12 protein-coding genes are annotated in these 12,062 nt (G+C 59.4%); 5 read left to right on the plus strand and 7 right to left on the minus strand.

The genetic code is table 11. The features are described 5' to 3' along the window. The first annotated feature begins 106 nt into the window (after positions 1–106). Positions 107–2,047, plus strand: a complete 1,941-nt coding sequence (locus tag QEZ49_RS12240) for an ABC transporter ATP-binding protein/permease (protein ID WP_280387251.1) — start codon at positions 107–109, stop codon at positions 2,045–2,047. 157 nt (positions 2,048–2,204) lie between these two features. Here QEZ49_RS12240 and QEZ49_RS12245 read toward each other — a convergent pair whose 3' ends face one another. After that, on the minus strand, positions 2,205–2,645 hold the full coding sequence (locus QEZ49_RS12245; RefSeq protein ID WP_280387253.1) for a pseudoazurin: 441 nt from the start codon (positions 2,643–2,645) through the stop codon (positions 2,205–2,207). Positions 2,646–2,929: 284 nt separating this feature from the next. On the opposite strand from QEZ49_RS12245, the gene QEZ49_RS12250 reads away from it, so the two are divergent. Beyond that, on the plus strand, positions 2,930–3,703 hold the full coding sequence (locus QEZ49_RS12250) for a hypothetical protein (RefSeq protein ID WP_280387255.1): 774 nt from the start codon (positions 2,930–2,932) through the stop codon (positions 3,701–3,703). 13 nt (positions 3,704–3,716) lie between these two features. Here QEZ49_RS12250 and soxZ read toward each other — a convergent pair whose 3' ends face one another. Next, a complete protein-coding gene (gene soxZ, locus QEZ49_RS12255) occupies positions 3,717–4,040 on the minus strand; it encodes a thiosulfate oxidation carrier complex protein SoxZ (protein ID WP_280387256.1) in 324 nt (107 codons plus the stop codon). Positions 4,041–4,053: 13 nt separating this feature from the next. Continuing rightward, the gene (locus tag QEZ49_RS12260) at positions 4,054–4,524 is read right to left on the minus strand and encodes a thiosulfate oxidation carrier protein SoxY (protein WP_280387258.1); all 471 of its coding nucleotides are present in this window, start codon (positions 4,522–4,524) and stop codon (positions 4,054–4,056) included. A gap of 109 nt (positions 4,525–4,633) precedes the next feature. Here QEZ49_RS12260 and QEZ49_RS12265 point away from each other — a divergent pair, with 109 nt between their 5' ends. Further along, positions 4,634–6,043, plus strand: coding sequence for an FAD-dependent oxidoreductase (locus tag QEZ49_RS12265; protein WP_280387261.1), 1,410 nt, complete (start codon positions 4,634–4,636; stop codon positions 6,041–6,043). 551 nt (positions 6,044–6,594) lie between these two features. On the opposite strand, the gene QEZ49_RS12270 is transcribed toward QEZ49_RS12265, so the two are convergent. The 3 genes from QEZ49_RS12270 to QEZ49_RS12280 all read right to left on the minus strand — a co-directional run bounded on the left by QEZ49_RS12270 (position 6,595) and on the right by QEZ49_RS12280 (position 8,389). Beyond that, complete coding sequence (locus QEZ49_RS12270; protein ID WP_280387263.1) at positions 6,595–6,831, minus strand: hypothetical protein; 237 nt, start codon at positions 6,829–6,831, stop codon at positions 6,595–6,597. An 868-nt stretch (positions 6,832–7,699) separates the two neighbouring features. Beyond that, entirely contained in the window at positions 7,700–8,011 is a 312-nt protein-coding gene (locus QEZ49_RS12275) for a hypothetical protein (RefSeq protein WP_280387265.1), read from the minus strand. Positions 8,012–8,263: 252 nt separating this feature from the next. Then, positions 8,264–8,389 carry a hypothetical protein gene (locus QEZ49_RS12280; RefSeq protein ID WP_280387267.1) on the minus strand — a complete coding sequence of 42 codons (126 nt, stop codon included), beginning with the start codon at positions 8,387–8,389 and terminating at the stop codon, positions 8,264–8,266. Positions 8,390–9,480: 1,091 nt separating this feature from the next. Here QEZ49_RS12280 and QEZ49_RS12285 point away from each other — a divergent pair. Further along, positions 9,481–9,855 carry a hypothetical protein gene (locus QEZ49_RS12285; protein ID WP_280387268.1) on the plus strand — a complete coding sequence of 125 codons (375 nt, stop codon included), beginning with the start codon at positions 9,481–9,483 and terminating at the stop codon, positions 9,853–9,855. Between the two features lie 1,691 nt (positions 9,856–11,546). Here QEZ49_RS12285 and QEZ49_RS12290 read toward each other — a convergent pair. Further along, entirely contained in the window at positions 11,547–11,861 is a 315-nt protein-coding gene (locus QEZ49_RS12290) for a hypothetical protein (RefSeq protein ID WP_280387271.1), read from the minus strand. 7 nt (positions 11,862–11,868) lie between these two features. Here QEZ49_RS12290 and QEZ49_RS12295 point away from each other — a divergent pair. Continuing rightward, positions 11,869–12,062 (plus strand): hypothetical protein (locus QEZ49_RS12295; RefSeq protein WP_280387273.1); only part of this gene is annotated, 194 nt, incomplete at its 3' end.

A 12,062-nucleotide genomic window follows, 5' to 3' on the forward strand; every position in this document is an offset into this window, starting at 1 on the left:
GCAATCACCCGCACCCCCGAGCTGCGCCGATGACTGGCGGGCTCGCCGTTGCGGCGGCATACGCGCGCCTTTCGCGCCGCTTCTACATCAAGGTTCATAAGCCCTAATGTCATCTCCATCGGCGCCTGGCGCCGCCTCCAGCGATACCCGCAACGGACAGGACTATCTCACGCGGCGCCCCAACCACTGGGATGCCTTGCGCGGGTTGCTGCCTCTGGTCTGGCCCGCCGACCGGCGCGATTTGCGCGTGCGCGTGGTGCTGGCGTTTGGCGTGCTGCTGCTGGCCAAGATCGTCACCGTATCGGTGCCGGTGTTCTTCAAGGACGCTACCGACCGGCTTGCGGAAGCGGCGGGCACGGGCAGCTCCGGCATGTATTCCGCCGCTGTTGCCATCGCGATGCTGATCCTGGCCTACGGGACCGGCCGTGTGCTGATGATGGCGCTCAATCAGGTGCGCGATCTGATCTTCACCGAGGTGGGCCAGAACGCAGTGCGCGCACTTAACAACCGCACCTTTGCGCATCTGCACAGGCTGTCGCTGCGGTTCCATCTGGAGCGGCGTACGGGTGGCCTCTCGCGCGTGATCGAGCGGGCGACGCGCGGCGTTGAACTCATCATCCGTATGGGCATTCTCAACGTGGTGCCGACGGTGGTGGAACTGCTGCTCGTCTCCGGCATGCTGCTCTATTATTTCGACTGGCGTTATGTGGCGATCATGTACGTGACGGTGGCCGCATATATGTGGTTCACGTTCGCGGCCAGCGAGCGGCGCATTGCGGTGCGCCGGGAAATGAACGACAGCGATACCGAAGCCAACACCAAGGCTGTCGATAGCCTGCTCAACTTCGAAACCGTCAAGCACTTCGGCAATGAGGAACTGGAGGCGCGCCGCTTCGACGATTCAATGGCGCGTTATGAGAGCGCGGCGATCAAGACCTTCCGCTGGCTCGCCATTCTGAATACCGGCCAGACGCTGATCTTCACGCTGGGTATGACTGCCTGCATGCTGATGGCCGGACGCGGCGTGGTGATGGGAACGCACACCATCGGCGAGTTTGTGATGATCAACGCGATGTTGATTCAACTTTACATGCCGCTCAATTTTCTCGGCATGGTCTATCGCGAGATCAAGCAGGGCCTCGTCGATCTGGAACAGATGTTCTCGCTGCTCGGCGAGGCACCGGAAATCGAGGACCGCCCCGGAGCAAAGCCGCTTGTTGTCAGTCGGGGTGAGATTCGCCTCGACCACGTCGATTTCTTTTATGACGCGGGCAAACGGCAGGTGCTGCACGACATCACTTTCACGGTGCCGGCCGGCAAGATGGTGGCCATCGTGGGGCCGTCGGGCGCAGGGAAGTCTACGCTCGCGCGTCTCATGTTCCGGTTTTATGACGTGACGTCCGGAGCAATCACAATTGACGATCAGAACATCCGCGACGTGACGCAGAAAAGTCTGCGCGCGGCGATCGGGGTGGTGCCGCAGGACAGTGTGCTGTTCAACGACACCATCTTTTACAACATCAAGTATGGCCGCCCCGATGCCCCGGACGAGGAGATCTATCGCGCCGCCCGGCTGGCGCAGATCGATTCGTTCATCCGTTCGCTGCCGGAGGGCTATGACACCAAGGTGGGTGAGCGCGGGTTGAAGCTGTCGGGCGGCGAAAAGCAGCGCGTGGCGATTGCGCGGACGATACTCAAGGGGCCGCCGATTCTCATCCTCGACGAAGCGACGAGTGCGCTCGACAGCCATACCGAGCGGGATATTCAGGCCGCTCTGGATGAAGTATCGCGCGAGCGTACGTCGCTGGTGATTGCGCATCGGCTGTCGACGATCATCAATGCCGATCGCATTCTGGTGATGGAAAAAGGCCGCGTGGTGGAGCAGGGCACCCACACGGAGCTTATCGCCAGCGGTGGTCTATATGCGGATTTGTGGGCACATCAGCGGGAGGCGGAAAAGGCCCGCGAGGAACTGGCCCACGCACTGGAAGACGCCGAGCGCGCAGGAGCTCTGACCAGTGAAGATGTGCGCTTGATGAAAAGCTAAAATTCCGGTCAGCGCCGCTGAATGGATCAAGCGATGCTGACCGGAAAAAGAGATGCCGACCGCCTGGGGAGCGGTCGGCACGGGCGCGGCAACGACACGGGTGCCATCCAGGGATCGTCGCCAGCACCGTTCGGGGGAAGCGGGTTACCGCCCGAAATTATTTCTTCAGGTTTTCCAGGATTGCGTCCCAACGCTTCTTGGCGCCACCTGCAGGCTTGTAGGCATCGAGCTGAGCCTGATTGGTCGGCTCACCGGCTACGATCAGCGCCGTCATGCCCATGCCGTAATGGGGAAGGCACTTGATGCCGTAGTAACCTGGCTTCTCGACCACGAACTCAGCGTCCTGATTGAACTCGCCCTTGAGCTTCTCGACGCCTTCCGGCCAGACCTGAGGAATGGCTTCAGCGTTGTGATTCTTGTCGACGATGACGAACTTGACGGTGTCACCGGGCTCAACACGCAGGAAGTCGGGCTCAAACACCATGAACTTGCCCTTGCCGTCTGCGTTCTTGACCTTAATCTCGTGCTCTGCTGCCAGTGCTGCACCGCTCAAGCCGATGATGACTGCGGCGAACGTTGCGAAAGTTGCTAGTCTCATTGGGGCGTTCCTCGTGGTCGTAGTGTTGTTGTGTTTATTGTTGACCATAGGAGTATAGAACTAGCAGGCGTCCGTCAATGCCTTCCGTTATGATGCTGTGCAAATGAGCTATGCGTCGGTGGAATTGCTGGGTTGCATTTGCGCCGCCTGAGGAAGCTGAAGCGCCGGGTGCGCCGGCCACAAGGCAAAACGTTCCGGGCCAAGCCGCCGTTAGCTTCCGCTCAGTCACTGGCTGTTATGGTCCGGCTTTGGCTCAGTAGGCGGCCTGGTCGGATGTCAGCTCCATGGGTTCATCGGTTAACAGAATGTTGACGGGAATGCTCGGCCAGTCGGCACGCGCACTGACCCGCGTGTTGGATCTGCTTGCCTCCGGTGTCCGTCAGGTGTGGCTTTTGCTGCGCCCGCCGCTGCTGTTCGCGCTCAATGTTCTCGCCGCGCTGATTGTGCTGTTCGAGGAGTGGGGCTGGCGTCCGCTTAGCGCGGCGCTGGCAAAGCTTGCGCGCTTTCCGCTGTGGGCGCACATGGAGCGCTCCATCGCCGCGTTGCCGCCCTATGGCGCGCTGCTGGTGTTCACCGTGCCAAGTGTGGTGCTGATCCCGGCCAAGCTGATCGGCGTCTATATGTTCGCCACCGGGCATTTCATCGTCGCGCTGATCGTCATCTTTCTGGCCAAGATCATTTCGACGGCGCTGATCGCCCGCATTTTTGAGCTGACGCAGCCGGCACTGATGCAGATCGGCTGGTTTGCCTATGCGTACAACAAATTCATACCGTGGAAGGATCGTGTGTTCGCATGGTTGCGCGCGTCGTGGGTCTGGCGCGTGGGCCGCGTGATCAAGTGGCGGACGATGCGGTCGCTGCGGGCCGGTTGGCAGCGATGGAAGCCGACGCTGCGCGCGTCATTTGACGGTATGAAGCAACTCATGCGTGATAGTGCGAAGTCTCTGGCTGAAAGAGCACGCGCTTTAACTGCGCGTCTCGGGCTTCAGAGGTTCTTTCCGTCGCGCTCTGGGGCTGCCGCCCCGAAACAGTTAGCGCCGCCGAAAACCCAAATATAGCTGCGCTGCGCCTTCAGGTGACGTTGATCGCAATCTTCTCGACCGTCGTGGTGCCGCTGTCGTCCTGCCATGTCAGCGTAAGTGTGCCTGATCCTGGCACCTGCATGAAAAACGCGATGTAGGGATTGGGCGAAATGCCGGAATTGAGATCGGCAGAGAATACTTCGTTATCGTCGAAGCGGGCCGTGAAGGTATGAATGATATCGCGCGGGATGATGTTACCGGCGCCATCCTTGCGATTTCCGGTTTCCATCACGTGCGTTGCCAGCGTGCGGATCTCGATGATCGCGCCGGCATGGATCGGCGAGGGAAGCTTTATACGCGGTGGCTTTCGCATCCTTGCCTTCCGATCAGATGCCACAGCCGCCAACGCCGACATCGACGAGACGTTGCGAGAGCAGCACGCGATCTCCGCTCAGCATTGCCACAACGACGACATCCTGTGTTTGTGCCAGCCGCATACGGCTAGTGACGCGCGCCTTTCCGGATAGCGGCGTGAAATGGAACGTGGCGACCTGAGCGCGCGGATTTGCGGTCGAAAGCAGATGCACGGATTTGACGTGATCGTCCGGGGTCATCGGGCTTGGAACGTCAATCGCGATCGGCACGTATTCGCCGTTATCGACGCTCTCGGGCAGATCAAGCACAATGCCGTCTTCAAGCGGTGTTGCCTGTTGCAATACTTTGGCAAGCTCGGACTTGAACTCAGCGGAATACTCAGCTGCCAGCGATTGCGTGTTTTGTGCCGTCGCGCTTTCGACAAGGGCAACCGTGGCGGCCGCTGCGCCTGCTGAAAGCAGAAATGTGCGTCGATCCAGCATGTCGGCTCCAGTGCCGTGCAGCGCTCGCTCCTACAACAGGTCAGTTGCCGATGCGCGCGCGCTGAGCCTACGATATGGCTACGCAGGGCCGGGAACAAGGCGCCACCAGATGATAAATCGCAGGCAATTCGGGCAATTGATTGCAGGCGCCGCGTTTGGCAGCCAGGCGGCGGAGGCGCTGGCCGCCCCCGTTGTTGTGCGCGCCAAGCCGCGGATCGTGGTGGTCGGCGGCGGAGCAGGTGGCGGCACGGTGGCCCATATCATCAAACGGCAGGCGCCCGATACAAACGTCACCGTGATAGAGAGGCGCGCCGTCTATACGTCATGCTTCAACTCAAATCACGTCTTCGGCGGCTTTCGTACGTTCCAGTCGCTACAACACGGTTACGATGGTCTGCGCAAGATTGGCATCGATGTCGTTACCGGAGAGGCCGACGCGATCGATCGGGCGCAAAAGCGCGTGCGCCTCAGCGATGGCAGCACCATCGCATACGATTATCTCGTGCTGTCGCCCGGCATCTCGTATCGCTACGACGCGATTGAAGGGTACTCCGCCGAGGTCGCTGAAACGGTGATGCCGCACGCGTGGACGGCCGGGCCGCAAACGCAACTGCTGATGGCGCAACTTGAAGCGATGGACGATGGCGGCGTCGTGGTGATGACGGTGCCGAAAAACCCCTATCGCTGTCCGCCGGGGCCTTATGAACGCGCGTGCATGATCGCGCATTATCTGAAGACGCATAAGCCGCGCTCGAAGCTGTTGCTGTTCGATGCCAAGCCGTACTTTTCCAAGCAGGCCGCATTCGAAGAGGCGTTCCGTAAATATTACGACGGCATCATCGATCTCAGCCTCACCAACGAGATCGATGACAACAACGTCGTGCGCGTCGACCCGAGGGAAATGACGGTTGAAACGGCATCGGGCCTGAAGGTGCGCGGCGCGGTGGTGAATGTCATTCCTCCGCAAACCGCGGGGCAGGTTGCGATTGATGCGGGGTGTGCGGATGCTTCGGGCTGGTGTCCGATCCAGCCGCAGAATTTCATGTCGGCGCAGGCGGAGGGCATTTACGTCATCGGCGATGCGACGATTGCCAACGACATGCCAAAGTCGGCCTATTCGGCCAACAGCCACGGCCGCGTCGTGGCAGGCGATATTCTGGCGGCGATCAACGGCGACCGTGCAGTTCCGGCCCGCTATCGCAACACCTGCTGGTCGCTGATTGCCGAAGCCGACACGATCAAGATCGGCGCCGACTACGAGCCCGGCCAGCGGGACGGAAAGCCGTATCTGCAAGCGCGGGATGCGTTTGTTTCGCTGCCGGGCGAGAGCGCGCAACTGCGGCGGCGCAACTACGACGAAAGCCTGGCCTGGGTATCACGACATCATCGCCGAGGCGCTGAACGATCGAACGGCGCTGATGCGCCAGCTTTAGGCGTGGCCCAGGGGCTTTCTGACGCCGGAGTTGCCCGGAGCCGGGCGTGTGGCACCTACCCCAATGGGGCTGTGACGGCTGCCTGATGCACGACAATAATTGGTGCATCAGGCAGCCGTGGTAGAACAACTCAAGTATCTCTACGCAAAGCGCATCAGCGCGCAAAATCTGCACCGCCGCAGTTGCCTCCTCGCCCGACGCTGCTTCTTGCCTGCTTCGGCAATGCTGACCAGCAAGTAATTACGCTGGTAACCATAAATATCGCCTGCAACGCGACCGTATTACGACTGGCTACATCGCCGACATGGCTGGATTACCAGCCCACATCAATCTGCTGACCGCCAGCGCGCACGGCCCGATGCCGTTATCGGGTCGGCTCGTTGGTCATTACAGGCCTCTTCAATGCGATATGGAAGGTAACAACAGCTCAGCGCGGCCTATAAATGTGATCATTACTGACCGGCACCGTCAGACGCCATCCATCACTCAAGTTGCGCGCAGTTGTTGCAGCCGCGTTCAGCGACCTCGGCCACTCAATCGCGTCGTAGCTGTGCAGTGCCACGTATGCGTCATTCTGTTGCTGTTGCTGACAAGGCGTAGCCGCCATCCCCGTGTTGGTTGAAGCAGCGCCTCTCTATCACGGTAACGTCGAATCTTCCGCGCAACGGGCAATCAATATCGGCGCGCTGTTGGCCCTGCGTAGCCATATCGTAGGCTCAGCGCGCGCATCGATGACAGGGCGAGCGCTGTAGGCGCAGCGGCCACCGCAGTTGCCGGTCAGCGCGACGGTCGCGAAGCGGCTCGCGAGTTCAAGTCCGAGCTGCAACACCGCTACGGCATTGTGCTTGATCTGCGCGACGTCGATAACGGCCATTGCCGATCTTGTGACCTCGCTCCGTCGCACCACGTTATTCACGCCGCGGAAAGGCGTCTATGGCGCGACTGTCGTCGTTATTATTGTGAGCGGAGATGCGATGCTGCTCTCACCTTCGTTGGCGGCAATCTGATCGGAGGCAAGGATACCGCGCGCTCGCTCTCTGCAACATCGGCGCGATATCGATTCGCGCTCTCACGGCTAACTGAAATGCGATCTCAACCGGCACCTCACATCCTCAACCGTGGATCAATTCCAGACATTGGCCACGGTAGAAGAGCCCGTCAACGTCTGGCGCTGGCAGCTATCGTCTGGAAACCCGGACACTTTGCAGTTAACTCTCAGCCAGAACCGCACCATACATGTGTTGCGCGCTCCATCTGGCAACGACATCGTCACGCTGATCGCGACCTGCGCTGTAATTTGTTTATGGGCAAACCGATTACATCATAGGGCAGTAACGCGGCCTCCACGCCGCTGGAACTGAACAGCACGTATGAGCGCGAACGGCGGCGGGCGCGAAAGGCAAGCGAATCCAACCCGAAGTGATTGTGATGGCAATGGAGGCGCCTGCAAGCGGACCCGACGGCGTGACTGGCGAAGGAAGCCCTGTTGCAGCTTCTCCGCTCAGGCGGCAAATGCAACAGCCGACGCACGAACGCGCGTATTCTCCCTATGGTCAACAATAAGCAATGGCCTACGACCACGAGGAGCGCAATGAACAACGGCACCTGGCGATTCACAGTCGCTTTGGGCAGCAGAGCAAGTTCATGTGTTTGGCCCGGCTCTGGCCCGATGACTACCGTCATTAAACCGTCGTCGATAAAGATCCACAACGCACAACCATTCCTCAGGTGGCGTCGAATGCTCAAGTTTGAGGATCAGGACTGTTCATTGATCGAATTTTTACGGCATCAAGTGCCTTCCCCGGCAATGGGCATGACGGCGGCCGACAATCAGGCAATGTGCCCTGTAACCTGAAAATAATTTTCGACGTACCCGCCAACGGCAAGCGGCGACGATCTAATCGGCAATCTGACGCTTTCTCGAAGCACATCTTCGTCTTTTCCTGCGCATCAATGCCATCTTCAGTAAACATGAACTCTGAACATGCCATGGCGATGCCGCAACGCGCATCACCAACGCGATCGGCATTGATCGTCGGCAACTTGTCTGTCACAGCATTTGCTCTTTAGCGTGAATATCCCGCTCATTATGGCTGTCAATCGAAGAGTGTACAGCAACCAACATCACGCTGCCTGATAGCCCTCCGATGAACAGATCGATCTGCGCGCGGCATCGCGTGCCTGCTGATGTTGTAAGATGTCGTCGCCACCGCGCGCAGACTTTCCTGCGTCGCAATCGTCAATAAATCGCATCTAAAACAGTCTTGCGCATTACTCCCTGCACCCAACCTATCTGCATCTGAATCTCACCCCAGCTGTTTCTTCTTGGCCGGGCGATCCTCGATTTCCGGTGCCTCGCCGAGCAGCAACATCTGTTCCAGATCGGCAGGCCTGCTGATCTCGCGATTGTCGAGAAAATTGAGCGGTATCACAAACTCCCATCACCACGCTATCAGCATGCCTTTGGTAACGTGAAGCTGGCAATATTACGCTCTCCCCTCACGCCATTGGATCATCAGCTTACTCCAGTTCTCATTACCGGAACGACGACTCGAAATTGGCTCCTCGCTGTCGTTATTCCCTGCACCGCTCGCTGAAAGCAACGGCGAAGACATCACCGTCCATTATGATGCTGCCAGCGACGCCTGCGCTCCGCGAATGCCCTTTGGCCTGTACTCAAACACGCCGCTCAACCCTGGCGACGGCCTGTCTATGCCGTTGCGGTGTAAGTGCGCACGCGTTATTACCTCGGTGAAGATCGCGCCTATCATCATCAGCGTCGCTCTACATCGCAGTAACGGCAGCAGCTTATGCCGCTCCCGTGCTACCGCGCCAGCATCGTCGTGTTGGGCGCATGCGAAGATGCCCGATGTAAGAGCTATGAGCTGCTGATGGCGGCAATACCGCCCATATTTTCGGCGCAGCAATGCGGTATTCGCCGGTTTTGTTGTCCGAAGAGCTGCGACCGAATTGCGGCATGCGCAGCGCGGCACGCCAGTTCACGCCACGGCGAAGACGGCTGAAACCCGGCTGCTGGCGACGTAACCTTCACCATACGCAGCGGCATGTTGCACCGCAATAGCGGCTAACTCAAAGCCTACCGAGGGCGTAGACATGGCCTGACTCTACATGCACTGCGGAACGCACTGGCGCTCTTTGCTCCTTCTGTTTGCTCACCTCAGCCGTTATCCCTTCCGACCGGCAACAGACGCCGAAGCCGCCGACGCCCCCGTACCGGTGCTGCGCCTCCGGCAATGCCGTCTTGCCTTTCTTTGGCCTGGCCGCTGCCGGGGCCTCGATACTTCGACATAGATTGCGCGCGTGTGAACCTGCTCGGGTGACTACGGCGTTTTCTTTCGGCATGATCGCGATCCTCGCGCCGTTGTCTGCCGATCCTGTTGGCGCGTCTGCGAGAGCGCGGGACGTCATCACAGGGCGCGGAGTCCCCACCCTTCGGTGCGGTCTGTCGAGTGCTCCGGCGACCTCACCGGCGGGCAATCGCCCTTCGATGTTGTCTTTGGCGATGAGCACCGATCGTCTCGTCGGCTATCAGCGCCGTCGACCTGCCGGTGAGCACCACTGCGGGTGCGCTGTCGTTGCTCAGCAGCCATATACTAACTCTACAACGCTGTTCGCGATCGACATCAACCTGCCGTTGAATCTTCCGCCGCGCGCAGTTGCTCGGCTTGCGGCACTCGACAACCTGCTGCAACTCCGCCTCGCCGGGCGCTTTTCGGCCGCTGCGCGACGCAACCTTCGCAGCGGCAACATCAGCGCGACCTTCGAAGTGCGCACCTGCTCTTCAGCCTTGGTAATCTGCCGTCTTCGCGCTGGCGATCTCCGCTGCGGCGGTCAGCAGACGCTGTGCGTCTCAGCGACTGCGCCATGCCGCGAATAGCCTGAGTCTTCGTTGTCGACAGCGCGTACCTTCAGCAGGCAATGCGCGTACTGCTGCGCGGCGGCGACACGAACGAACTGCTCTTCCGCCGCCATTACTGCCGCCGAACACTGCCGTCAGTTAGTCTGCCGCCAGCGACCGTTGCGGCGCTGACCTTGCGCTCTCGGCACCACCAGTTCCTTCGGCAACGCAGCGCGTATGTGCCGTGGCATCTTGTGCACCGGCGGCGCTGCGCAACACTCTCGGCCTCGGTAGCCTGGCTGTGCGACTGCGATTTGGCATATCCCATCACTGTGCTCACCCCAGCCGTGTGAATACCGCGAAATACCGTTACCGTTCAGGCGCCGCTGAATCGTGACTCGCAGCGGTGGCAGGCGTTTACCATCGGCGAGCTCGAATCCTCGGCCTTATTCCGTCTTGCTGGCATATCGCAAATACCAGACTGGCACGAACGCAGCGCGCGCAGACGTTTCAATCATTAAAGACGGGCGAAACAAACCGTCATCAAAAATCGGATAATGGCGATGCTGTAGACTATGAGCACGAAATCAACGAAACCTTTCGCAAACTACGCAACAGCGTAACCCGCAGCGCGCCAGTGCAACCCTCGCCGCCAAACGGCATCAGCCTTTGCTCAATCCCAGCTGATGAGACAACGAACCCGCAGCCACCGGCATGATCGTCACCGATATCGGCGGCAACATTCATGTTCGATCACTCAGCCGTTGTTACTTCCTGCCCGGTGGTACGCTGAGGCGCTGGTGGGCGGGCTTTCGGCCAGCAAAGATGTAACATCACCTTCTGAACGCCATTCCTCAACAACGATACTGACGCCATCGGGCCGATTACTGTCGGCGAACCAGCCAGGCAAATTGCCATGCTCGAAATTTACATGGCACCACAGCGATAATTACCGGATAGCGTAATAGCGCAGACGTTACCTGTAGCGGCGTAATCTGCCGGATTGCCAGGCTCAAGTGACGCACGGTCAGCTCTGCTGGCCACCCATCAGTACATCGAAGATGCTTGCATCGGCTTTCATCGGATAAACATGAAAGCGAGCCGAAGCCGTATCGCTGGGCGATGTAGCAGCCTACAGCAGCGAACAACACCAGCGCATGAACGAAGCGGATAATCGGCTACGGCCATCTGGCAACTGCAACAGACGCGAAAACTTTTATGCAACTCATCGATAACAACCTTGCGCGATGCCAAACCATCACGCTATAACGCTGTATACGCCTTTAAACCGGACCGTATTCCGCTTATCTTAATAATGTGAAACGTATCTGTTACGCCCTAGAACGAAGCGGCAACTCGATTTATTAATGGCGGAGCAACGCCACCGCAGCGAATACATACAGCATCGTCAGCTGATGTCACCGATAACGCCCATCGCCAGATTAAGCGGAACGCACTGTTAAGCAACGACAATGACCTTCGTTTCCCCTTGGCTCACCCGCGTTAACGTTGATAACGTTGGCAGAGCACTGGCAATGACCATCAATCAGCGTGCAATTTCGCCACGAACGCTACCTTCACCGCATTCGAGAAATCTATCTCATACATCGCTGCGCGGCAACGTCTTTAATGCCGAAGCAGGTCTACCGCGACGCCGCATCATGGTGCCCAGCTCGAACATGGGCCGTCAATGCCTGACTGCTGCACTGTGACCGCCGCCGCCCAGCGCGTCAACAACCATCGCGCGTGTTCTCCGGCGATGCGCGGACTGTGACGCTGGCCTCAATGATTTCGCCATCAGCGGCGAAGAACAGGCTGTGTCGCCGGTCAGGCGAACGCACCAATCCCCTTTGCCGCAGTTCGCCATTCACGCAGGCGATGAGCTGGCGCGCTGAAACCGGCTCGCCACTCGACGACGCAACGCCGCCGATGCCGCTGCCGTCCATGCCGCATTTCTCTGCCGGAACGCCTTTTCCCGGCGTATGGTTCTGATGGCGAACCGGCGATCGCCGCAGGGCGCATTCACCCGCCGGCCTTATCGGCATAATGAACGTGCTCCGCGCCAGCGCGCGTTGCCGCACTGTCATCACTGAACGTCGCCGCTATATTGCGGCAATGCAGCCGCGCCTAAGCGGCATCGTCACTCCAGCCCGGTTTCCGGTAGCGCCGGCGGCATATCAGGTGACGGCCGCTGGACGTGTGTACGCTCATGGCTACATCGGCTGCTGGCGGTGCATCGCGTATTA

It is taken from the genome of Hyphomicrobium sp. D-2 (genome assembly GCF_029872155.1).
In the GTDB taxonomy this organism is placed as follows: domain Bacteria; phylum Pseudomonadota; class Alphaproteobacteria; order Rhizobiales; family Hyphomicrobiaceae; genus Hyphomicrobium_A.

Bases quoted from the DNA above. Each gene is read 5' to 3' on its own strand.
- QEZ49_RS12285 (WP_280387268.1), top strand. From the start codon at position 9,481: ATGAGCACCGATCGTCTCGTCGGCTATCAGCGCCGTCGACCTGCCGGT.
- QEZ49_RS12290 (WP_280387271.1), bottom strand. From the start codon at position 11,861: ATGCCGATAAGGCCGGCGGGTGAATGCGCCCTGCGGCGATCGCCGGTT.
- QEZ49_RS12265 (WP_280387261.1), top strand. From the start codon at position 4,634: ATGATAAATCGCAGGCAATTCGGGCAATTGATTGCAGGCGCCGCGTTT.
- QEZ49_RS12270 (WP_280387263.1), bottom strand. From the start codon at position 6,831: ATGGCCGTTATCGACGTCGCGCAGATCAAGCACAATGCCGTAGCGGTG.
- QEZ49_RS12240 (WP_280387251.1), top strand. From the start codon at position 107: ATGTCATCTCCATCGGCGCCTGGCGCCGCCTCCAGCGATACCCGCAAC.
- QEZ49_RS12245 (WP_280387253.1), bottom strand. From the start codon at position 2,645: ATGAGACTAGCAACTTTCGCAACGTTCGCCGCAGTCATCATCGGCTTG.
- soxZ (WP_280387256.1), bottom strand. From the start codon at position 4,040: ATGCGAAAGCCACCGCGTATAAAGCTTCCCTCGCCGATCCATGCCGGC.
- QEZ49_RS12260 (WP_280387258.1), bottom strand. From the start codon at position 4,524: ATGCTGGATCGACGCACATTTCTGCTTTCAGCAGGCGCAGCGGCCGCC.
- QEZ49_RS12250 (WP_280387255.1), top strand. From the start codon at position 2,930: ATGGGTTCATCGGTTAACAGAATGTTGACGGGAATGCTCGGCCAGTCG.